At 35.2% G+C, this 22,599-nt stretch carries 19 protein-coding genes and 1 pseudogene; 13 read left to right on the forward strand and 7 right to left on the reverse strand.

Going from position 1 to position 22,599, the window contains the following annotated elements; genetic code table 11:
• Positions 1-267: 267 nt before the first annotated feature.
• From PSE72_RS18445 to PSE72_RS18470, 6 genes and pseudogenes are all read right to left on the reverse strand, one after another.
• On the reverse strand, positions 268-453 hold the full coding sequence (locus tag PSE72_RS18445; RefSeq protein ID WP_272691051.1) for a hypothetical protein: 186 nt from the start codon (positions 451-453) through the stop codon (positions 268-270).
• Positions 454-973: 520 nt separating this feature from the next.
• The gene (gene lpxL, locus PSE72_RS18450; RefSeq protein ID WP_272691052.1) at positions 974-1,900 is read right to left on the reverse strand and encodes an LpxL/LpxP family Kdo(2)-lipid IV(A) lauroyl/palmitoleoyl acyltransferase; all 927 of its coding nucleotides are present in this window, start codon (positions 1,898-1,900) and stop codon (positions 974-976) included.
• A gap of 672 nt (positions 1,901-2,572) precedes the next feature.
• Positions 2,573-3,898, reverse strand: coding sequence for an exo-beta-N-acetylmuramidase NamZ family protein (locus PSE72_RS18455; protein WP_442958895.1), 1,326 nt, complete (start codon positions 3,896-3,898; stop codon positions 2,573-2,575).
• A 51-nt stretch (positions 3,899-3,949) separates the two neighbouring features.
• Positions 3,950-5,038 carry a hypothetical protein gene (locus PSE72_RS18460; RefSeq protein ID WP_272691054.1) on the reverse strand — a complete coding sequence of 363 codons (1,089 nt, stop codon included), beginning with the start codon at positions 5,036-5,038 and terminating at the stop codon, positions 3,950-3,952.
• 31 nt (positions 5,039-5,069) lie between these two features.
• Positions 5,070-6,938: a glycoside hydrolase family 3 protein gene (locus PSE72_RS18465; protein ID WP_272691055.1), complete on the reverse strand. Its 1,869-nt coding sequence runs from the start codon at positions 6,936-6,938 to the stop codon at positions 5,070-5,072.
• A 459-nt stretch (positions 6,939-7,397) separates the two neighbouring features.
• Positions 7,398-8,544: pseudogene (locus PSE72_RS18470) on the reverse strand (integrase core domain-containing protein).
• A 1,562-nt stretch (positions 8,545-10,106) separates the two neighbouring features.
• Between PSE72_RS18470 and PSE72_RS18475 the strand changes: the two are divergent.
• Positions 10,107-10,484, forward strand: coding sequence for a helix-turn-helix domain-containing protein (locus PSE72_RS18475; RefSeq protein ID WP_272691056.1), 378 nt, complete (start codon positions 10,107-10,109; stop codon positions 10,482-10,484).
• 529 nt (positions 10,485-11,013) lie between these two features.
• Here the strand turns inward: PSE72_RS18475 and PSE72_RS18480 are convergent.
• A complete protein-coding gene (locus tag PSE72_RS18480; protein ID WP_272691057.1) occupies positions 11,014-11,316 on the reverse strand; it encodes a helix-turn-helix domain-containing protein in 303 nt (100 codons plus the stop codon).
• Between the two features lie 1,112 nt (positions 11,317-12,428).
• Between PSE72_RS18480 and PSE72_RS18485 the strand changes: the two genes are divergently transcribed.
• From PSE72_RS18485 to PSE72_RS18540, 12 genes are all read left to right on the forward strand, one after another.
• On the forward strand, positions 12,429-12,770 hold the full coding sequence (locus tag PSE72_RS18485; RefSeq protein WP_123382859.1) for a helix-turn-helix domain-containing protein: 342 nt from the start codon (positions 12,429-12,431) through the stop codon (positions 12,768-12,770).
• 72 nt (positions 12,771-12,842) lie between these two features.
• On the forward strand, positions 12,843-13,373 hold the full coding sequence (locus tag PSE72_RS18490) for a fimbrial protein (protein ID WP_110592980.1): 531 nt from the start codon (positions 12,843-12,845) through the stop codon (positions 13,371-13,373).
• A 76-nt stretch (positions 13,374-13,449) separates the two neighbouring features.
• A complete protein-coding gene (locus tag PSE72_RS18495; RefSeq protein ID WP_110592981.1) occupies positions 13,450-13,986 on the forward strand; it encodes a fimbrial protein in 537 nt (178 codons plus the stop codon).
• 100 nt (positions 13,987-14,086) lie between these two features.
• Complete coding sequence (locus tag PSE72_RS18500) at positions 14,087-16,756, forward strand: outer membrane usher protein (RefSeq protein WP_272691058.1); 2,670 nt, start codon at positions 14,087-14,089, stop codon at positions 16,754-16,756.
• Positions 16,757-16,808: 52 nt separating this feature from the next.
• On the forward strand, positions 16,809-17,585 hold the full coding sequence (locus tag PSE72_RS18505; protein ID WP_198634036.1) for a fimbria/pilus periplasmic chaperone: 777 nt from the start codon (positions 16,809-16,811) through the stop codon (positions 17,583-17,585).
• A gap of 47 nt (positions 17,586-17,632) precedes the next feature.
• Positions 17,633-18,241 carry a fimbrial protein gene (locus tag PSE72_RS18510; RefSeq protein ID WP_110592984.1) on the forward strand — a complete coding sequence of 203 codons (609 nt, stop codon included), beginning with the start codon at positions 17,633-17,635 and terminating at the stop codon, positions 18,239-18,241.
• Positions 18,242-18,250: 9 nt separating this feature from the next.
• Positions 18,251-18,787, forward strand: coding sequence for a fimbrial protein (locus tag PSE72_RS18515; RefSeq protein ID WP_110592985.1), 537 nt, complete (start codon positions 18,251-18,253; stop codon positions 18,785-18,787).
• A 15-nt stretch (positions 18,788-18,802) separates the two neighbouring features.
• Entirely contained in the window at positions 18,803-19,300 is a 498-nt protein-coding gene (locus PSE72_RS18520) for a fimbrial protein (RefSeq protein ID WP_166685613.1), read from the forward strand.
• A 10-nt stretch (positions 19,301-19,310) separates the two neighbouring features.
• Entirely contained in the window at positions 19,311-19,808 is a 498-nt protein-coding gene (locus tag PSE72_RS18525) for a fimbrial protein (RefSeq protein WP_110592987.1), read from the forward strand.
• Positions 19,805-20,329, forward strand: a complete 525-nt coding sequence (locus tag PSE72_RS18530) for a fimbrial protein (RefSeq protein WP_110592988.1) — start codon at positions 19,805-19,807, stop codon at positions 20,327-20,329. Before PSE72_RS18525 ends, PSE72_RS18530 begins: the two co-directional genes overlap by 4 nt.
• Positions 20,330-20,352: 23 nt before the next feature.
• Entirely contained in the window at positions 20,353-20,895 is a 543-nt protein-coding gene (locus PSE72_RS18535; RefSeq protein ID WP_272691059.1) for a fimbrial protein, read from the forward strand.
• 107 nt (positions 20,896-21,002) lie between these two features.
• A complete protein-coding gene (locus PSE72_RS18540) occupies positions 21,003-21,944 on the forward strand; it encodes a hypothetical protein (protein WP_272691060.1) in 942 nt (313 codons plus the stop codon).
• Positions 21,945-22,599 lie beyond the last annotated feature (655 nt).

The following is a 22,599-nucleotide window of genomic DNA, read 5'->3' on the forward strand; positions in this document are numbered from 1 at the left end:
GAAACCGGAAGGTAATTACAAAATACACAAAATTGGGTGCAAACAAATGCCGATAACTTCAAATCGTTTCTGTCTAGGTAACCTACTTAATGCTATACGGGCAATAGAAGCCGCTAAAGCTTCAGGGTATAGCCTCATTAAGGTATGCTCATGTTGCATCAGTGGAAGTGCAAAGTAATAAGTTGAAAATAAAAATATACTGCCTAGTACAGCTAGTTTTTTTGTTTTCTATAACGACAAGATATAATTCACTTTGAGAGAGAAAGCTCAACTGCATTTATTTATTAGCATGAGGGTATCTGGAGGAATTCTTTTTTCACGATATTTTTCGGCGATTTTTCTGAGTCCGTCATAAGTCCCAACTATTCCCTCGCAAATAATAAGTTGTTGCATTTTTATCGCCTCATCTGAAGTAACCCCTAAATTATCGAGAGCGTGATTGAGCGACTGCATAAGAAAATCACCTGTTAATTTTATATTTTCCATACGATTAATTGAAATCAGATATTCTTATATAAAGTAAAAGCCCTAACATTAAATAAAAACTGTCAGGGCTTTTACGGTACTGCATATTTTACATTTAACATTAATGACTACTAACGTAATATTACTTTGATACTGCATTAAAAACGTACTTGCTTGTTACAATATGGTTTTTCTGAGTGACTTATTTCCTACAAACTTCGTTAAAATTAAATTTCTCTATAAAAACTAAACAGGTACATTTCTTCCTACGCGATATAGACTCTTGTTCCGTAGGCTTACTTCAGTTACTAACCATTGCAGTTGTAACCGACTAGAAAATCGCAGCCTGACATCATCGCGTTAATTACGTATTCCGTAATTATTGTATTAACAGCTTACATTTTGCTGTTGCGATAAATCTATCAAAAAAAAATTTGAAGTCAATACTGTTTTTGCTTACATATCTGATAAAATAAACAGCATTAACAATATATCATCCACTTTAATATTAACCGAGATATAAGGATCTTTCGTCTGCAGGTCTAGTTTTAAATCGTCGGTGTGCCCACAGGTACTGTTCTGGTGCTCTCATTATTTCTTTTTCTAGCACATGATTAATTGTCGTTGCATCTTGCAGTGCATCACCTGTAGGATAATTTTCTATTATTTTCCCCAGTACCAAATCATAGGGAATGCCATGACTATTGCGAATTAATGTGGCTGTAAGCGTTGACGAATGAGATAACTGGGCTAATGTTGAGGGTCCTTTAGATGTTGACGTATTTTTAACAGAAAAAAATGGGGCAAAAACGGTACCTTTTCGACCAAAATCTTGATCTGGGGCAAACCAGATAGCTTGTCCTTTTTTTAATTCTTGTACCATAAATCTTAAATTTTTACGGTTAATCATTCCTTTCCCTGATCTACAACGTCCTTTTGTTTGAATGTATTCCATAGCCTTATTATTATGTGGCCTATACATCGCATTAACTGGAAAGCAAAGCCCCATTACCCTCCCGCCTAATTCTAATGACATAAAGTGAACTCCGATGATAATGACCCCTTTATTTTGGGAATATGCTTCTTGATAGTTAGATATCCCTTTGACTTGAAAAAGTTTTTTGATTTTTTTATCACTCCAAAACCACGCTATTCCTGTTTCAAATAATGCGATACCAAGCGCTCTTAAGTTTTCTACAACTAGAGCGTCAATTTCTTTGGCATTTTTATTTGGAAAACATAATTCCAAGTTTCTTTTTATTATTGAAACTCTTCTTTTAATAAAATACTTCGAATTTTTACCCAGAAACCCACCAAGTTTAATTTGCCATTTGTAAGGAAGTTGAACCAATAAAAATAAAGTCATAATCCCTATCCATGTAGTGGCATATTTGGGATGGAGTAACTTTAAAGAAAAAGGGTTTTTAGCATACATCAGATTTCTCAACATACAGTAATAATATAAGTTATGACGATAGATAATACTGATGTTATCGACAGATATCACGTATTCTATTATCCATTTTTCGTGAAAAATGGCTTTAAATAGTCACTCTTTGTATTTAACAAAACAGCTCTAGAACAATAAAACTACGTTGTAAGCCAGCCTTTTACATAGAATACTTCTGTCTTGCAGGCACAGAATAATAGGTTTTATCTTTTGCCATAATTTTAGCGCCACTTGATGATGGTTATGTATACAGTATTGGTGTGGGTACTAGAAGGTCAAAATAATTTCTTTGTGTACGAAAGCATTCGGTTTCGTACTGACGTAATAAGTGGTGTACGAAACCAAGCTTAATTAAATTCGTATATACGTTATTATTCGATATCTATTTCGGATGGATAATGTCGTTATGTCACGAGTTTTATGCTTATTGCTGAGTTTCGACACTGGAACAAAATACAGCAAACCAAAGAAGATAAATTGAAGTAGCTGGTTTTAAAGCTGAGCCCTATTGAATTATTTAAGAACGTATTAGTGGATCGGTTGCAGCCAATGAACGACACGGTTTTTCACGTCTACGGGATAAAGCCATAAAATACACACGGATCTAATTTATTATTTGCAACAAGCCTCTTCAAAACCGTCTACCCAAATTAAGTATTAATATAGTTTGTATTTATTACGTAATTTTAAATAAGCTTGATTTTCTTCACGCCAGCTTTGTTCAATCCAGGCAATAGTCTGCTCCTGAGTAAGCCCTTTTTCGGTTGCTTCATTCAGGATTGTTAAAAGCTTTTGGTTACCAACCAATTTAGCTAACCAGAGAGGGCGAATAACAAAATACTCATCCTGATATGTTAAATACTGAGCTTCTTTGTCACTGTCAATGCTAAGAGGATAACCTTTTTCATGAAATTTAAACCACCATTTTACAAAATAACTGATCGTTGGTTTAATATTCTCCTTATCGAGATGAACCAATGACTCTCCATAAACCTGTTTACCAGCTTGTGGCCATCCATACTGTTTTTGGCTAATATCAACAGTATATCGTGCAGTTTCGTAAAATTTTTCCGATGAAAAGCCCAATAGTTCAAATGGATGATCAGAGCCACGTCCCATATTAACACTCGTAGCTTCAAATAATGCTAATGAAGGATAGAGCTTTATCGATAAATCTGTTCTCAAATTTGGAGATGGGACCCTGGGTAGATGATATGGCATATCGTGACGATAATTATTCATCGGGATCACATGAAGTTTATCCGCAGGAAATTGATATTGGGCTTGGCCATGGGCTTTCCAATTAGTATCTTCACCACCCGTTAACCACCCCTCATTCACTATCATTAATGCAAACTCACCCGAGGTTAAGCCATGAACTATAGGGATGGGATGCATACCAATACCTGAAATGAATTGTTCTTCAAGTAGGGGGCCATAAACGATATCTCCCAGTGGGTTTGGTCTATCAAACACCATAAATTCTTTATGATGTTTTTGGAGGCTTTCGAGTAGATGATGCATAGAAATCGTATAGGTGAAAAAACGAACACCCACATCCTGTAGATCATAAACAACTATATCAACATCTTGTAACTGTTCTTCTGTTGGGTGTGCTCGTGAACGCCCCTTATCATCTCGCCCATACAGGGAAACGATAGGTAACCCACTTTGGCTATCAATATGGTCACTATCACCAAAACCAGCATCTTCGTTTCCTCGAATGCCGTGTTCAACAGAAAATAACTTAGTTACTTTAAAAGTGTATTTTTCTTGTTCCGATAACAACTTATCTATGGTATGCCTTTCATCTTTGTTAACAGAACTCTGATTGACCATTAAAGCGACTTTTTTACCTTTCAGGAGTGGGCCATAAATGGCCTCTCTATCTACTCCAAGTACAATATCTTTACTTAGCTCATTATTTGCTAACGCAAATACACTATATGCACTTGTCAGGAAAAAAGTTAAAAAATAAAAAATTTTTTTCATAATAAAACTCGCTATATCCAATAATCAACGGTTCGTGACATACTAAAAAGTATGGCGTAATTCGATTGCCCAGAACCAAAAATTATTATTTTCTTTAGTTCCTTTTGTCCATGTAACCTCGGGGCGATAGTACGTATCCCAGAATATGGATGTTCCATTTGTGATAGGATAGAGCAATTGAAAGCCATAGCGGCTTCTGTCTTTTTCTTTAAAAAGAAATTCCTGATTATTAGAATCACGGAAACTTTGTTTTCCTTTTGTTAGTGCATAACGAGTATAAGGCATAATCATGAGTCCATTATCAAATCGATAACGATATACTGCCCATAGAAAATGCTCATTATTATGTAATGTATTAATTAGATTTTCATCAATATAGAGGTAATTCACCCACAAAGAATTTTTCTTATTAAAGGTATACGTACCGCCAATAAAATGCTCATCAATTGAGCTCCAATTGCGCTTATAAACACCGTATTCACCTTTTGCACGTGCATAGTCGAGTTTTCGGTCAATAAAGCGAAATGATAAGCTTCCATTAAAACTAATATTATGTGAATACTTGTAATTGAATTGAGGCCTCACCCATATTTCATGGCGTTCTTCACCTTTTCGAATATCCCCTTTATATTGAGGCGCGGCTAATGCTGGATTACTGATGGATGCGTAATGCCAATTATCATTACGATAACCAAGACGTAATTTAAAGTTTCCAGGCTTATCATGAAACGTAAATGGAAAAGTTCGAGTAGCACCAACTTGCCAGCGAGTCCTATCATACTCAGAATTATTATCTAAATACGTTTTTAAAACCTGAATATCATACATCCAAAGTGAGTTATTTTGATAAATAAAAGCGCCAAAATAAGGAGATGTCGCTACACTCCCTTTAAAAAACTTCCAATTATCATCACTATCAATTTCTTGCTCAGTGCCAAGGTAAGATTCTACGTTCCATATTTTCTCTTTATTTTTTTTCTCTAAATCACTTTTCTTTTTTTCTAATTCATTAATTCTTTGGTTCAAATTTATAATTTGTTGGTCATAATCTATTTCAAACTCATCGGCTATTGACTGTGAGGAAGTAAAGATCATCATTAGTCCAATATATAAATAGCTTTTTTTAAACATAACGCATCTCCATTCAAATTAAGGACTAATCTTAATAAGATAAACCATGGCCATAAGGGTAAAGAATATCAGTGTCCTCAGGTGATTTTATATTGACAGGTAACTTACCTTTTGGAGTATTGATAACACCTTGCGTTGGTGTTGAAAGTAAGGAATTTAAACCACCACGAATATTAGTCTCTAAACTATTTCTCACATTATTTGTGACATCGAAGCCAGTGATACCATAAATGGCAATATTTGCATTTACGTTTTCTAGATACGCAATATCATAAGGATTTCGCGTTGAAATAACGACAAGTGGAACATTATTTTTATTAGCAATATTAATTATTTTTTGTGCATTTTTAGGTTGTAATGCAAGGTTATACGTCGCTAGGAGAACGAAATCCTGCCCCTTAATTATCTTTTCTATTTCATTTTCACTAAGGTCATCCGCCATCATTTTCACGACATGATCTTGGGTGGTAATTTTGATATCAGACTGGTTAGCAATATTCGCAAGATGTTTTTTAATTAATTCATTTCTTGGTTTTTCATCTGAAAAAATAATGAGGTTGTTATCACCCTTAAGTGAGTACGGTAAAACCCCTTCGTTCTTAATTAAAGTAATCGCATTTTCAGTCACCATATCTTCAATATTTTTATTGAAAGGCGAGGCTACTATTTTTTTAGCCTGCGCTATATCTTTCTCATCTGCACTAATTTTATTTTTTAATTTCGTCAAAACGACACGTTTTGCTGATTCATTAATACGCTTTTCCAGCTCTTTATTTGTTTGTGCTTCTTTCTTTAAATAGTCATAAAGTCCATCAAGTTTTGTTATATGTTCAGGGTTAGAAAGCTCTAATGGCATTAAGATAATATCATTACCCGCTAAGATGGCTTGTTTGACAGCCCAATTGCCATCAAAATTTTTAGAAATTGCCCCCATATCCATGGCATCCGTCATAATTAGCCCATTAAAGCTCAATTCATCACGTAAAATATCCGTTAAAATCGTTTTAGATAAAGTGGCTGGGGTTCCAATTTCTTCTCCATTCAACGCCGTTATTGTATTATTGTCTAAGGAAGGAACAACAATATGCGCGGTCATTACTGCATCACTGTGGTTGATTGTATTTTTAAATGGGACCAACTCAACACTTCGCCAAGTTGCTGCATCAATAGGAATGATAGGGAGTGAGAAATGGGTATCTGATGAGACATTACCATGACCTGGAAAGTGTTTTATCGCCGTAAGAACAGGATATTTGTGTATCCCCATTATATAACTATTAGCGAGTTCAGTTACCAATTGAGGATTGTCTGAATATGAGCGCACGCCAATTACAGGATTATTTTGATTATTATTAACATCAACAACAGGACCAAAATTAAAATTAAAACCTAAATGAGATAATTCATATCCGTGGATCATCCCTGTTAGTTCAGCTAAGCCTTGAGAACGCGTCGCCCCTAACGCCATATTTCCCGGCATCTCTGTACCTTCGCGCAAACGAGTAACATATCCACCTTCTTGGTCAGTACTAATAAATAGTGGAAGATTACTTCTGGATTTTTGTAGCGCATTAATCAAATTAACTGTTTGAGGCGTATCAATTAAATTTTCTCTAAATAGGATGATTGAGCCTAAATGATATCTCTTAATGATATTTTCAATTTGTTCATTTGATTGAATAAATGGTTTTTTATTTCCCTTATTATCAACGCCCCAATATCGAAAATCTGGCATCAATAGCTGTCCAATTTGTTCTTCTAGGGTCATTGAATCCACAATAGTATTTGTGGAAACCTCAGGGTCACTCCAATATGTCTTTAATTTTTCATCAGGAATAATTTCAGCATAGGATAGGGATGTAGAAATTACCAACGATAACGAAACCAATACTTTTTTCATTTAATGTACCTATTTATTATTTACTTATAAAATAAGTTTTTTGATTAATATATCTGTGACATCACTCTCAATTAGAACTATTCCACTTTGCAATAAGAAGGGAATAATTAAATCAAAAAATAATATTTCACAATGAGATAACTTACAAATAGACGAGCTCACTCAGGAATATAAAAAAACAGAAAGGAATAAATCAATTGTAAGTATATGTTACAAGATAATATAAAATATAATTCTCTAACCAGATCCATCGGGGGATTCGAACAAAAAAGTACGGTTCCACTTTTGGTGATTTATTTAAATCATAAATTTTTGCATTTCCGTACAATCTAAGAATACTTTAATGCCTGTAGCCAACGATATAATGTTGGTATTTTAGCGATATATGGAATATCTTATTTCTGAGTTGGCAGATAGTTATTAAAAGGGGCTGTAAACGATGTATTTGCCCCTATATTTTTAGAAACTTTTATTACTTATTTCATTATAAATTCGACACCGCAGGTACTCTCGCGGAGAACGATGACCCAGAGCACTGTGAGGATACCATTCATTGTAATGCTAGAAGGCTGCTGTAAGATTCTTTACTGTCGTTACTCCATTAGGTTTTGGTATTAAACTAATGTAATCTCTCTTCATGATTTTTATAAAGCTTTCTATAATACCGTTACTTTGGGGGCTACGTACCGCCTTATGCCTAGGGGATAAACCAACTTGATTAGGGAACCACCGTCTTTCATGGGCTCAATATGCTTAACTATTATCGGCCAATCACTCCACTGGCTTTTTCAGTAACACGTTACTAAAGCGATTCTCCACTGCGCTTATCATGACATCTTACAAGGTTTCACTGTCAAAGCCTCACGTACTAGCTGCCCAATGCACTGTTTTTCGAACACAACAGTCTAAAGCTAACGTGACATACAGTTTTGCAGCATTATCACATCGGAATTCAAAATCACCTGAACACCAATGTTGATTGCTTTCATTCACCGCCACTTTTCTTGTATGAACTCGTTTCGAGACCGAGATTGCGGGTTTACATTTCAACAGTAATGCTGACTGCTTCATGTAAACATGTTTGTCATTAATAAGAGCGATATTTTCATTCTCAGATTGCCGACGTCAAATCGGCTTGACGCGGCGATAGTCATACTTAAGCATCTTATCAATCACGTTATGTATACGAGCAAGCGCATCGCTACCATCTTGAGGGGGTATCTTTCCAATCTCTTTTTCGTTTTACTGGAACGTATAACTGCGCTCGTGAAACACATAAGGTTCGGCTCACTAAGCTTATTTTCTATCCTTGGGTAATAAGGGTACGATCATTATCAAATTTTTTTCTCGGCCGTACTCGGTTGCTTCTTTGAGAATTTAATTTTCCATTGTTTTTTGCCGAGCAACCGCTATAGCTCTTTAATTTACTTTATAGCTGAGGCTAGCTCAGAGGCACGAACAACCTGTTACCTGCTGTCACAGCGGTCAGACTTCGTTCTTGATACTGTTTACGCCAAAGGAAAAGCTGACTTGTCTTGACACCATGTTGTCGAGCAACTATGGAAACACTCATACCTGACTTAAAACTTTGCTGAATAATGGCCATTTTTTCTTGTATGGAACGTCATTTTCTGCGTTCAGGACCTAATATCTCGAATATGTTGTCTTCAAGAACTAGTTTAGAAACTAGTATTAAGATTATCACTAATTTAAGTGATACCAACTGTCTGGAGACCTAAGGGATCAGTCAAACGTATTTATTTTAAGATCAATAATTTTCTCCCATTAGCTATAGTGTATGTAGAACACTTGTTGCCAATCAAGTTATGAGATGGAGCTTTTTTACTCAAAACTGGCTACACAACATAAATACGCTATTCATTAGGCGCACTTTATTTAGTGATTGAACATAGTAAAAATACTTAATTTGATAATAAAGTTCGACTTTATCCGTATTAATGACTCAAGTAATTTGTCATTCTTGGCTATGATCTAGTGTATTTGAAATATAAAAATCCCAATTTGATTTTTCAGTACTGATTTCGATGTGATTATCTTTAAAGTGCATTTAATTCAGAAGGTTATCGGTTAGATATCAATAATACAGCCGAGCAAATATCGATGGTTGTAACTAATTAATATTAGTATATGAAAAATAGAGTCTATATGGGATATTTTTTACTCTCATATTAATGTGCCAGCTTTAACTCACTAAAAGGGAGCTATCGTTAGTTAAAGAGACGTGAGTTAGCTAAGGATCAAATGAGATAAATAGCTGAATTAATACAGTTACAATTTACTCCATCGGTGAGTATTTGTGGTGCTATATAGAACAATACAATTTTTAGTTATCGAATGTAAAATATTATCTAAATAGAATTGGATAATAGGAAAGGTGATAGAATAAGCAAAGAGAAAATACATAAACTAAAATATGAGTTCATGCGTGTCCAGTATGAGGTACTTAATTGATTTTAATTAAGTATTTTATGTCATTCTTCGATATTTTTATGTGAAATTTTGAGATGTAACGATAAAACGTCCATTAAATATCATATCAAGTTTTATGATTATTTAACCTCTAAATATACGGAAATATAGCGGGTTATTTTTATAATGATATTACATTTTCTGAATGTAAATATTTATTATATAGCTGGTTATAAATAGTACTAAAAATCTTGATTTAATAGAGGTTTTGTTATTTTTCTTTGGTTAAAATATATTAAAATCAATAGATAATGATTTTTTCTGCGCCTTAATTGAGATGTGTAATAGAGCTATGAGCATTAGAAATTGACCTATTTAAATAGGTTTTATTATGTCTAATTATGAAAAAATATTACATACAGACTTTTGTTCTTTATTTCTTCTTTATTTTGATTGTTTTTAGTTTAATGTTCTTTTGTATTTGTTTGTTTTATATTGTTTTTTAGTTAATGAGTTACTTTAGTTACTGTCTTATTTGGTTTTTTTGAAGTTAAGGATGGTGCTATTAATATATTAATGTTGTATGCCGAGTGTTTTTTGAAGTTTGATTTTGATTTTGATGGATACTATAGTTGTTTATCTTGATTTGTGTCTTCTATGTATATGACGTATAAAAAGTCACTAATAAGCACATCTGTTTATATGAATCTTTAATTCAACTTCTTTATGAGTTAAATCATGGATAGTACCGAAGAAAAAAAATTTGTTAATGTTAGTTATCCTATATCAGAATTTGCCTATGAAATTGGAAGAGAGATCTATAGATTACGTAAGGCAAAAGGAATTACAGGAAAAGAGCTTGCCAAAATGTTAAAGGTGTCTCAGCAGCAAATTTCTCGTTATGAAAGAGGTATTTGCTATATGAACTTTGATACTTTTTTGTTATCTCTCTTTTATTTAGATGAAAACTTTGATGGTTTTTTCTTCAAAGTATGGGGGAATCTTAGTAAGAAAAATATAACGAAATATAGAAAATATGGGGCTGTTTTTAACTCATTAAAAATTATTAACGAGTTTAACGAGCATTTTTCTGAATGTTTTTGTAATATTAAATAAAATTATTTTTTTATGAAGATTAGGAATAAATGATTTATTGGTTTTAAATAGTGTTGAATTGAAAATTTTGATACATAAGGTTAAAATCAATTACTTTAGTGCGTTAACTTTATACCTGTAAGCTTACTTGTACTTATATTCATAAACTGAATATGATAAAGATTTTTTATATCATTTCTAATGATATGCTGATATGTGTTTTTTATTTTAACTGCGTTGATGCAATCAATATATTGATTGCATTTGTTTTTAAATGTCTAACTTTAAAAACATAATAATATTTTTATTTTTTAATTGATAAGTTTATAAATTAATTTACGGATAAAAATTTTGTTACTGAATATTTAATAACTAATTTAATAATACTCTGGTGCTTTATAGTGAATTTATTTTGAATGAGGTAATGACTCTAATTATTACTAGGAGGTGAGAGGGGGATATTTATACATGAGACTATATCATGGAGCTGTCATTTATCAGTTAATGATAACAGCTCCATGATCATAAACTAAAATTTATCTAGTTTTTTTCAGTGTGATAATTCTACTTGGAAAAAATCATTAACAAGGTATTCATTTCTCTCACTTTGATTTTTTATCCTCTTAATTTCTGAGTTTAATTCAGAAAAGAAATGGTTAATATCTATTTGTAATACTTCTAGGTAATTGATTATAGTATCTAAATCAATTTTATTTACGCCTTTTTCATATCTAAATAATTGCTGATCACTTTTGTTTAATTTAATAGCCATATCATGAACTTTGTAGCCATGTGATACTCTTAGTTCTTTAAGTTTTCTTGCTGCTAAATCAGATATTAATGATTTTTTCATTATTTGTCTCCTTTGTTGTTTTCGTCTTTATAATAATAGTTTACTAATGGTTATAAAGTGAACTTTACTTTTTTGTTTAAGAATTATTTAACTTAAGCATCAATAATTTACTTGTAAATGTTTATCATTAACAAATAGGATTTATATTTTAATCTTTATAATTGTTAATGAAATTATTGTGCACGTTACTAAAAGTTTGTCTAATTGTTTTATCATTAAATACACATAAGCTATTTGGTTTATTTTCTTATAAATATATCACATTAAGAATAAATGTAAATCCAATTAAATATAATTACTTAGTAAACTATCACTATAATTATTAGCGCGTTGGATTTTAAGGCTTTACTTTATAGTAAGAATTGAAGTGAGGTAGAATCTGCAATTGATATAAATTAAATAATTACAAAAAATTTATGTGCATACATATAACTCATTATATGACTGCTATTATTAAAGCTTAGATGATAAATATGTTTTGTGTATATCCCTATAGAATATATTGCCAGTTTGATTTTTTATTCTGTGATGGTGAGGTATTAATAGTATGATGCTCGGTCATTTTATGATGTAAAAATTGGTGAGTGTAAGATAAAAAGCAAATCACATATAAAATATGTTAGATAATATTTCATTTTTACTCGTTTAATGGGTTTTGTATAACTTTATGATGATTAAGGGTTAATTTTCTTATTTTCAGGTTTTTGTTTTTTTCTTAACACTTAAAAGGCGTAAGTTCTGGTTGTTTTTCATTTTTTTATTACATTTTGATATAAAGTATTAATAAATATTAATTTCAGGTTAAAGTTTTGTTTTTTGTTTATTTGTTGAATTATAACACTGTGGTCATGTTATCAAATTGTGATTGTTTAAAATTTAAACAAATGAGATTTCCTTTTTAACTATCTGATATTTAAGTTAATTTGTTAATTATTAAAAACTGTAACATTTAAATATTTAAGTAAATGTGCCATGAGAGGGGATTTGCTTTTAAAGGTTCACACTTTATAATTGTATCCGTTCAGCCAAGTCCGTTTCGGATATTATATACGCTTATTTAATTACTAATTTTAAATTGGTAATTATTTTCATTTATTGGAAAGATTACTAATATGAATTTTGAAGAGAGTAGAATTAATAGCCAGTGCGACAATCAGGATAATCAAGTTTCAACTTACTGTGGAGCTGTTATTAAACAGATAAGAAGAGAGTGTGGAATGACTGGCGCTGAACTGGCAAAGAAACTAAATGTTTCACAGCAACAGATGTCTCGATATGAACGAGGTATTAATAAAATCTCAGTAGATATGTTATTTAATTTATCAATAGCATTAAATGTTCCATTTGAGAAAGTAATTAAACATGTTTTACTTGAGATGGAAAAATCAAATTCTGATGACGCATTAATGTTGAAAAAATTGATAGCGGCTTCTGATACTGTCTACTTTTATTAATTATAGTAGAAGAAATATTTTGTAGTAATAGAAATAAATCAAGTTGTTTATTTATAATTCATTGAGGAATATATGAAAAAATTATTTTTATTAGCATTAGTTTCTAGTGCTATGAGCACTTCTGTACTTGCTGCAGATATGGGGCACGGAAAAGTGAATTTCAAAGGCTCTATTATTGATGCACCATGCTCTATTTCACCAGATTCAATTGATCAAACTGTTGAGTTGGGCCAAATATCAAATATGGCGTTAGTGGATGGTGGTAAATCTAGTCCACGTAGTTTTGATATTGCTTTAGAAAATTGTGATGTAACAGCATTAACAAAAGGCGTTCAATTAACATTTAGTGGTGCAGCAGCTTCATTTGATAATACGAATAAAACGTTAGGTATCGTTGGTACTGGTTCAGGTGCTGGCGTACAAATTACGAATGGTAGCGGCAATATTATTACTTTAGGTACACCAACGCCATTCCAAAATATTCAAGATGGCAATAATACTCTGCGTTTTTCTGCGTATTTAATGGGTAATGGCGGTGATATTAAAACGATTACCGCAGGTGAATTTAGCTCCGTAGCTGACTTTACACTGTCATACGAATAATTGTTATTTAGTAGCCAGCAAAAAAGGACATTTTGCTGGTTTATTTTAAAGGGAAGCCTGCGTAGAAGAGGAAGCAATGAAATATTTAACGCTCAGTAAACTGCTTTCATTGAGTCTCAGTATCTGTGCCCTCATCGATATTTCCCCTGCCACTGCGTTAGGCTCAGTAAAGATGAATGGCAGTATCATTGAAACGGCCTGCGCTATTGATGTAGGGAGTCGTGACCAAACTATTAATATGGGCAGCCTCTCTCTCAGTGATATCCGTCGAGATGGACAAGGACCTACACATCCGTTTGTTATTAAGTTAGTTAATTGCGTTCTTGAACGTCAAAACCCAAATAAACCTAATTGGCAATACTTTAGAGTCACCTTTGATGGTGCACATCAACGCGGATTATTTAGTGTGAATGGACAAGCCAAAGGTGTCGGATTGCAAATTCAGCGCAATGACGACGGAGCGATTATTGTTCCAGGACAGGCTCTGTCTCCTCAAACATTAACACAGGGCTCCCATGATTTAGCTTATGAATTAAAGTTGGTGGCTAATCATGCTCCATTAGTTTCAGGACAGTATTACAGCCAATTACGCTTTAAATTGGATTATGAATAATCCATTAATTGATTTTAGATGCCGAAATCCACACTTGGTTTTGCATCAAAATTAAAAGCTAAATGATTTTATTAATAAAAAAAGAAATAAGAAGGTCGAGATGATGGCCCTAGGTTATATTCATATGCCGTTGTTACGGATAAGCCGTCCTCGGTTGACAGCAATGCTTGTTGCTGTGTCCTTAAGTTGTAACAGCTATGCTGAGCAGATTGAATTTAATACGGATATTTTGGATGTTAATGACCGCGCAAATATTGATTTAGCCCAGTTTTCGCGTCCGGGCTTTTTAATGCCGGGTGAATATCGTTTTTCTATTTTTATAAATAAACATCAATTACCGGAACAAACCGTATTTTATTACGTCCCCGACGGCCAGCCAGATGAGAGCGTTGCCTGTTTAAGCCCTGTGTTAGTTGAGCAACTAGCGCTTAAACCTGATTTATTGCCAACATTAAAATGGTGGCATGATGGTCAGTGTTTATCACTCGATAGCTTACCGGGTACGGAAGTTAAAGGGGATTTAGCCGCTTCTGCTTTGTATATCAGTTTACCCCAAGCCTATTTGGAGTATACAGCCGAAAACTGGGATCCGCCTGCTCGCTGGGAGGATGGATTACCCGGCGCCCTTTTTGATTATAACCTCAATGCTCAGGTTGGTCAGCAAACTCGGGGCGGACAACGAACAAATGCTAATGTTAGCGGCAATGGTGTTGCGGGTGTGAATTTAGGTGTGTGGCGTATGCGTGCGGATTGGCAACTACGTTTAGACAAGCAGCAAGGTCAAGGTACTTCCCGTTCATTAGATTGGACGCGGTATTATGTCTATCGTGCAATTAAATCTCTCGGAGCAAAACTCACCTTAGGTGAAGATTATTTAGCTTCCGATATTTTTGACAGCTTTCGATTTACGGGGCTGAGTTTGATCACTGACATCAATATGTTACCGCCAAATCTACGGGGATATGCTCCCGAAATAACGGGGGTAGCCAAAAGTAATGCTACTGTTATCGTGAGTCAGCAAGGCCGTATTATTTATCAAACGCAAGTTGCTGCAGGTCCTTTTCGTATTCAAGACTTAAATGATGCGCTATCCGGTGAGATTAATGTTGAAGTTAAAGAACAAGATGGAACTATTCAAACGTTTACAGTGAATACAGCCAGTGTTCCTTACCTCACTCGCCCTGGGCAATTGCGTTATAAGCTTGCCGCTGGACGCCCAACTGATTGGCGCCACCAAGTGAGTGGTGAAACATTTGCGAGCGGCGAGTTTTCGTGGGGAGTCAATAACGGCTGGTCATTGTATGGTGGCGGTGTTGCTGCAGAGAATTACGCTTCTGCAGCGGTCGGTATCGGTCGAGATTTAATGATGTTTGGCGCGCTGTCTTTTGATATCACCCATGCGCGTTCACGGTTAAAAGGGTTAAGTGAAGTCGGTGATAAAACGTATCACGGTAATTCATATCGTTTGAGCTATTCAAAACGATTTGATGCCTACAATAGCCAAGTGACATTTGCGGGATATCGCTTTGCTGAACAAGGTTTTATGAGTATGTCTGAGTACTTAAATGCACAGTCTACGGGTGTCCGCCAGTATAGCAGTAAGGAAATGTATACGGTTTCCTATAACCAACAATTTCCGGCGTTGGGGCTCAGTGCTTATATAAATTATTACCATCAAACCTACTGGGATCAGCCTGATAATGACCGTTATAGTCTGTCTTTAGCGCGCTATTTTGATATCGGTAAATGGAAAAATTTAAGTGTTAACTTGACGGCTTATCGAAATCGGTATCGGCAGACTAATGATGATGGCGCCTACCTTTCCCTTTCATTGCCTTGGGGGGAGAGTGGTTCGCTTAGCATGAACAGCAGTTGGGATGAGCGTGACAATTCTCAACGAGTTAGTTATTACGACCGATTAGATGAACGGACTAATTACCAATTAAGTACCGGATGGTCTCGTTCTGGTGGGTTAGTGAGTGGTTATTACACGCATCAAGCTGATTTGGCTCAAATAAATGCAAATGCCACTTATCAGCAAGATAGATATCGTTCTGCTGGCTTATCACTTCAAGGTGGTTTTACGGCGATTAAGCAAGGTGTGGTGATGCATCGTGGTAATCAGCTTGGGGGGACTCGAATTTTTGTTGATACGGATGGTGTTCCTGATATTCCATTACGAGGTTATGGCTCAACCATACGAACAAACTATTTTGGTCAGGCTGTATTAACAGACGTGAACAGTTATTACCGTAATCAAGTCAGTGTCGATTTAAATACATTACCTGAAGATGCTCAGGTATCACAATCGATTAAGCAAGGTACTTTAACAGAAGGTGCTATTGGCTACCGCCAGTTCGATGTTGTGGCTGGGCACAGTGCAATGGCCTTATTGCGTTTATCTGATAATAGTGTTCCCCCATTTGGGGCACAAGTTTTCAATGTGAAAGGCCAACAAGTGGGAATGGTAGGGGATGATGGGAGTACGTATTTAACGGGGCTCAACCCTAACGATAAGTTACAAGTTCGTTGGGATGATAAAGCACAATGTGAAATCACCTTACCTAAAATATTGCCGAAGAGCGACACATTGTTAACTAATTGGTTATTACCGTGCCATGCGACTGACATCTTACCTCTTGAGCAGACTGAGACGGTTGTTGAATCGGATGCGGTAAGTTTACCGTCATTCTCTACGCCTCATTCATTAACTTCTGGGGCATCGGATAAGCCAAATTTGGTCAGCTCAAAGAGCTGGTTAAGAAAATAAAAACGACATGATTGAAGAGGTTTATCTCTTCTTCATACTAAGGTAAAAGAATATGTTACAGAGCAATAAAATCAATAAAAGAAATCATCATCCTATTGCCACTTTTTTGGTTGGAGCGATGTTGATATCTACGACACTGTCTTCCGCACAAGCTGCAGTCGCTTTAGATCGCACTCGTGCAATTATGACGGGTGAAGATAAATCCATTAGCTTAAATATCAGTAATGAAAATAAGCAATTACCTTATTTAGCACAAGGTTGGATTGAAAATGCCCAAGGTGAAAAAATCACGGAGCCCTTTACGGTATTACCTCCCGTTCAGCGTGTTGAGCCTGGCGCTAAAAGCCAAGTAAAAATTCAAGCACTGCCGAGTGTAGCGTCACTGCCGCAAGACAGGGAGTCCGTTTATTATTTCAATTTACGTGAAATCCCACCTAAGAGTGATAAACCCAACACACTTCAGTTGGCGTTACAAACGCGAATTAAGTTGTTTTATCGCCCAAAAGCGATTATTCCAACTCGCCAACAGATGGAAAATCCATGGCAAGAAAAAATCACACTTACTCGTCAAGGTGATCAATACAGTGTAGAGAATCCAACGCCATATTTTGTAACGCTTGTTGATGCCGCTTCAGTGAAAGACGGAAAAACGGTCTCGGGATTTGAACCGTTGATGGTTGCACCTAAAAGCAGTTTGCTGATGGGGGGGAGTGCAAAAGCCTTAGGAAGTCAGCCTGTGCTTACTTATATCAATGACTACGGTGGGCGACCAACGTTGACGTTTACTTGTCAAGATAATCGCTGTCATGTGGTATCAGATAAACAGTAACTTCAAACAAGATGACGTTAAAGCAGATTTCAACGCAGGAGAGCATCATGAAAGAAGCCAATAAGATACCTCATTATATGATGGCGTACGGTTTAGGATTGTGCTTATTCAGTAGCACAGCCCTCAGTACTGAACTTGACAAAGTGGATAACTGGGATGTCGATGGGGCTAATGGCACATTGTATGTACATGGGGCTTTAACGGAAAGTGCTTGCCGATTAGCGATGTCCTCCGCATATCAAACGATTGAACTCGGGACATTAGGCACGGCGCAATTACAGAAAGTCGGTGAAACAGGTACCCCTGTCGCGGTACAACTGCGTTTAGAAGATTGTTTAAGTGGTGAAAGTCGTAATCGTAATAAACTCGGCAACTTATTGTGGAGTCCTGATATGCCTGCGATGAAAATTCGTTTTTTAGCTGCGGCAGACAATCAAAACCCACAATTAGCGGCCGTTACGGGGGCGAAAGGAATTGCATTACAATTGAGTAATGCTTCTTATCATCCTCTTGCAATAGGGCAATACAGTACTCCTGAGCTTGTTTCTCCGGGACAGAATCAATTGACTTATTATGTTACCCCGATTCGCACTACAGCAGGTTTAAGTTCGGGAGCTTATCAGGCAATTATTCGCTTTCAGGTAAGTTATGATTAGGAGTCAACGATGTTATTGATACAGCATGTGACCGTAGGAATTAAAGGCCTTATTGTGTTCAGCGTTCTTTTTTTTAGCACGCTATTGTTTGGAAGTTTATTCTATGTCGTACATGCCGATACCGCAAATCTGAATTTAACGTTGACCATTACGATGCCCCCACAGTGCACGTTTAGTAGTGGCAGTTCAATACAAATTGTGCGTTTTGAAGAGGTACAACAAGGATTAATTGATGGGGTGAGTTATAAGCGAACCCCCATTGATACCGGATTATCTTGCAGTGCATTAGAAAAAAATGCGTTGAATATGGCGTTGTCATGGGATCCAGTAACCTTTAATGGTGTTTCTGCTATCAGCACAAACCGAACAAATTTGGGTATTGCCATTTATCGGGATTCGACTCGCTTAAGTAACGGAGCGTCAATTAACTTTACTTACGGTAATCCGCCGAACTTGTATGCGGTACCGATAAAACCTAGCGGTATGATGCTCAGTGATGCGGGATCTTTCACTGGCACAATGACCGTGACGTTAAATTATCAATAAACGCGGGACTATTTCATGAATAATACTCTCTTTGTTAGGTATTTTATCGGCCTACTTTGTTTATTGAGTCCGGTATTATCACGAGCATTGGATGTCTATTTTACAGGAACGCTGGTTGTCACGCCGCCAGAATGTACCGTGAATAGTGGTACGGTGGCAGATGTCAATTTTGGCGATATCCATGAAACACTAATTGACAATAGCAGTTATAAACGCACACGTATTGATTACACCTTAAATTGTACGAATGTCTATAGCAATGCATTAAAAATGACGGTCAGTTGGAGCCCGATTACGCTCAATGGACAAAATGTTATTCGTACTGGTCGGACGAATCTCGGGATAGCGGTTTATCAGGATTCGACTCGATTAAGTAATGGTGATGTTGTGAATTTCACTTATGGTAGCAATCAGCCTGCGCTTTATGCGGTGCCAGTAAAACCATCGGGAACGGTATTAACTGATGGCGGGAATTTTAATGGGACATTAACTTTTGTGGTGGATTACCGTTAAGGAGAACAAGATGAAATTTATTCACCGACAACAAGTGGCACTCTGCTTTTTTTGTGTAATAAGCTCTCCATTTGCATGGGGGTTAGGGGCAAATCTTTATGGTAATTTAATCGTGACGCCACCTGAATGTATTCTAAATAACAATAATCAAGCGGCGATTCATTTTGGTGATATTTTATTAACGCGCATTGACGGTAATAACTACTTACAAACATTGCCATTGAGTCTATCGTGTACAGGATTAGCAAAAAATAATCTGACATTGACCTTAGAAGGCGACCCTACATTGTTTAATAGCAATGGCGCATTAAAAACAAGCAATGATAAATTAGGCGTTATTTTTTATGTTAATAATATCCGGCAAGCAATTAATCAGCCGGTGAATATTAATTATACCTCTTTGCCTTCTTTAAAAGCCGCGCCGATTAAAAATATGACGGCGGGCTTTAATGATACAGATGGTGGTAGTTTTACTGCGTTGGCAACATTAAAGGTGAACTATCAATGAAAAAATTACTGATAAGCACAAGTCAACGTTATTGTTATTTATGCAGTTTAGGGGGGCTATTCATTATGATGTCCTCAGTGGTGGAAGCCAATTGGGTTTTTGATGGTACGCTAGTACTGCCCCCCGCGTGTGAATTAGGACAAACAAATCCTATACGCGTTTCTTTTGGAAAGGTGGGGGTGCGTAAAGTGGATGGGAATCTATTTAAACAAGACATTCCGTATCAATTGAATTGTCAAGGTGACTTAAATCAACCATGGAATGTGACATTGACGTTCAGTGGAACTCTGGCGGGTACGGGATTTGATAATGCGACATTACGAACAAGTAGCCCGATGAATAACGGAAAATTAGGCATTCAAATTCAAAAGGACGGGATACCGTTAGAGCTGAATAAGGCGTTTGCCATTGATAGTTCAAATCCACCGAGATTATCGGCGGTTCCGGTTAAGCGTGCTGGAACGGAACTGGTTGGTGATAATTTTTCTGCGACCGGGACATTGACCATCGATTTTCAATGACACGATAAAAGGAAATGAAAAAAATGCAAATACCATTACATCAATTATGGCCTTTAGTCTTGTCATTGAGTTTATTGGCTGTGCCGCTTTGCGCGCAGTCGGAAACCGTACAATTTGATGGAACGTTGGTTGAGGACGCTTGCGAAGTATATCCTGGCGATGAAAATATCGAATTAGATTTTGGCACTATTGTAGATAAATATTTGTATTTGAATACTCGAACACACAGTCAGCCATTTACAATTCGGTTAATTAATTGCGATTTAGTGTTGGGGAAAGAAGTTCAAGTGACCTTTATGGGAACTGAAAGTGTCGCTTTACCGGGATTATTAGCGCTTAATGCTGGGAGTCAAGCAAGTGGTATTGCCATAGGATTAGAAGCTGGAAATGGAACACCAATTTTATTGAATAAACCAAAAAACTATATTCAGAAATTACATATGGGGAATGGTAATAATCTTAATCTGAAAGCGTATGTACAGGGTGAACCTACTCCCTTATTGACTAAAACAATAGGACGAGGAGCCTTTGAAGCGACTACAACCTTTATTTTAGAGTATGAATAATTATTTGAATTTTTATATATGAATAAATTATCAAAAATATATTTTATAATTGAGATATCTTTTTTATAAAAAATAAAATCATTAATTTTAAATATTAGGATATATAAGTGAAAAATAAACTTAATATAATTATGGCTTTACTAATTCTAATAGTCAGTGAGCAAAGTATTGCAAAAAATGTTACCCTTACTCCAGGAAGTAGTGAGGCGACTACAGGTAGGGTTGTCTCCTCAAAATGGTTAGATTATCAGATAACTAATGGCAGATTTATAGGAAATTTAGAAATACGAGTTCGTCTAGTGCGAGCTTCGTTTTATAGTGGTTCAGCAGCTACTAGTTACAATTTGTCAGCTCAGGGCTCTCCTCTTACGGTAACGCCTTGTATATCAAATGATGCTGGATATGGTGGTTGTTATCATAGGACTCCTTTTCCTGTAGTAGGCTGTACTAGTGCAGATCAAGGGGATATTAACATTTGTATGAATCGTATAGTTGGCACTGAAGGAACGATAGTGATTCCAGTAAATGAATCGACATATCAGCTCTCTAGTCCTAATTTCTGTATGCGAAGTTATTTAGAATATCCTGATGTTAAAGCCCCTTATCCTGTCGGTAGCTTGAGCATTTATTTTGACCCATATACAGTTTGTGGCGAGGATAATGGCGCACCTCCTCCTATACCTGAGCTGACTGGTTCTGTATGTAACCTAAATAGCCAAAATTTAAATTTAAATTATTCATCAACAAGCTTGAATGTTGGAGGTATTACAAAAAGTACAAGTTTAAATGTCTCATGTACTACGGGTGCTCCCCAAGATTACCAATTAAAATTAATCGGAAGTAATGTAGTAGCTGGGCGTCTTAATTTTGGAAATGGTGTTTCTGCTCAAGTCTCGTTAAATGGGAGTCAAGTTGAAGTTAATGGCCCAGGGATTCAATTAAACAGTTTAACTAGCCAAACTATTCCGGTAAGTGCTACGTTAACTGGTAATGCATCAGTATCTGGTGTTAGTCAAGCGACAGGAATATTAGTATTAGAAGCGTTATAGATAGGGGTTAAACTACATTATTGTATTAACTAATTAACTAATTAACTAATTAACTAATTAACTAATTAACTAATTAACTAATTAACTAATTAACTAATTAACTAATTAATTTCTTTATCATTATATACTTGATTAGAAAGGATGTTAAATTTCAAAATACACATAAAATTTATTTGGCTTCTAAATTTTGCTATTCAAAAAAATAATTTATATTAGATAATGAAAGGCTGATTTTTTCTTAGGATAGATTGTATAGATCTTTCCTAAGAGAAATTTTATTATTGATAATTTCACAATGTTGCTTATATATAAACGGTATTATACATGCATCATTGCATATGTGGTTGTAAGTGATTATTTTAAGCAGAGTAGTGATTTAGTTATAGATATGGCTGAGAATTAGATACTAAAATCATCGCTATCATTTTTTTTGTATATGTGTAATCTGTTAATTTTAAAATATATTCCTATGTTATGATTGTATAGCGATCAGAAATTAGATATGCTTTTTCATATATTTTTATAAAAACTGTATTGAATGATTTAAATATGAAAGAATATATATAATTATCTTGATAGTATAATAATTAACCATAATATGAACTAAATACTAAATTTCAGCTCTGGTTGTAAATGAGATAAGAGTGCTTAGAAA

The sequence above is a fragment of the Providencia sp. PROV116 genome (assembly GCF_028482485.1).
GTDB lineage: Bacteria > Pseudomonadota > Gammaproteobacteria > Enterobacterales > Enterobacteriaceae > Providencia > Providencia rettgeri.

What these genes read in the sequence shown, in the direction of transcription:
- PSE72_RS18445 (WP_272691051.1), bottom strand. Translation starts at nt 453, where the DNA reads ATGCAGTCGCTCAATCACGCTCTCGATAATTTAGGGGTTACTTCAGAT.
- lpxL (WP_272691052.1), bottom strand. Translation starts at nt 1,900, where the DNA reads ATGTATGCTAAAAACCCTTTTTCTTTAAAGTTACTCCATCCCAAATAT.
- PSE72_RS18460 (WP_272691054.1), bottom strand. Translation starts at nt 5,038, where the DNA reads ATGTTTAAAAAAAGCTATTTATATATTGGACTAATGATGATCTTTACT.
- PSE72_RS18465 (WP_272691055.1), bottom strand. Translation starts at nt 6,938, where the DNA reads ATGAAAAAAGTATTGGTTTCGTTATCGTTGGTAATTTCTACATCCCTA.
- PSE72_RS18475 (WP_272691056.1), top strand. Translation starts at nt 10,107, where the DNA reads ATGGATAGTACCGAAGAAAAAAAATTTGTTAATGTTAGTTATCCTATA.
- PSE72_RS18480 (WP_272691057.1), bottom strand. Translation starts at nt 11,316, where the DNA reads ATGAAAAAATCATTAATATCTGATTTAGCAGCAAGAAAACTTAAAGAA.
- PSE72_RS18485 (WP_123382859.1), top strand. Translation starts at nt 12,429, where the DNA reads ATGAATTTTGAAGAGAGTAGAATTAATAGCCAGTGCGACAATCAGGAT.
- PSE72_RS18490 (WP_110592980.1), top strand. Translation starts at nt 12,843, where the DNA reads ATGAAAAAATTATTTTTATTAGCATTAGTTTCTAGTGCTATGAGCACT.
- PSE72_RS18495 (WP_110592981.1), top strand. Translation starts at nt 13,450, where the DNA reads ATGAAATATTTAACGCTCAGTAAACTGCTTTCATTGAGTCTCAGTATC.
- PSE72_RS18500 (WP_272691058.1), top strand. Translation starts at nt 14,087, where the DNA reads ATGATGGCCCTAGGTTATATTCATATGCCGTTGTTACGGATAAGCCGT.
- PSE72_RS18505 (WP_198634036.1), top strand. Translation starts at nt 16,809, where the DNA reads ATGTTACAGAGCAATAAAATCAATAAAAGAAATCATCATCCTATTGCC.
- PSE72_RS18510 (WP_110592984.1), top strand. Translation starts at nt 17,633, where the DNA reads ATGAAAGAAGCCAATAAGATACCTCATTATATGATGGCGTACGGTTTA.
- PSE72_RS18515 (WP_110592985.1), top strand. Translation starts at nt 18,251, where the DNA reads ATGTTATTGATACAGCATGTGACCGTAGGAATTAAAGGCCTTATTGTG.
- PSE72_RS18520 (WP_166685613.1), top strand. Translation starts at nt 18,803, where the DNA reads ATGAATAATACTCTCTTTGTTAGGTATTTTATCGGCCTACTTTGTTTA.
- PSE72_RS18525 (WP_110592987.1), top strand. Translation starts at nt 19,311, where the DNA reads ATGAAATTTATTCACCGACAACAAGTGGCACTCTGCTTTTTTTGTGTA.
- PSE72_RS18530 (WP_110592988.1), top strand. Translation starts at nt 19,805, where the DNA reads ATGAAAAAATTACTGATAAGCACAAGTCAACGTTATTGTTATTTATGC.
- PSE72_RS18535 (WP_272691059.1), top strand. Translation starts at nt 20,353, where the DNA reads ATGCAAATACCATTACATCAATTATGGCCTTTAGTCTTGTCATTGAGT.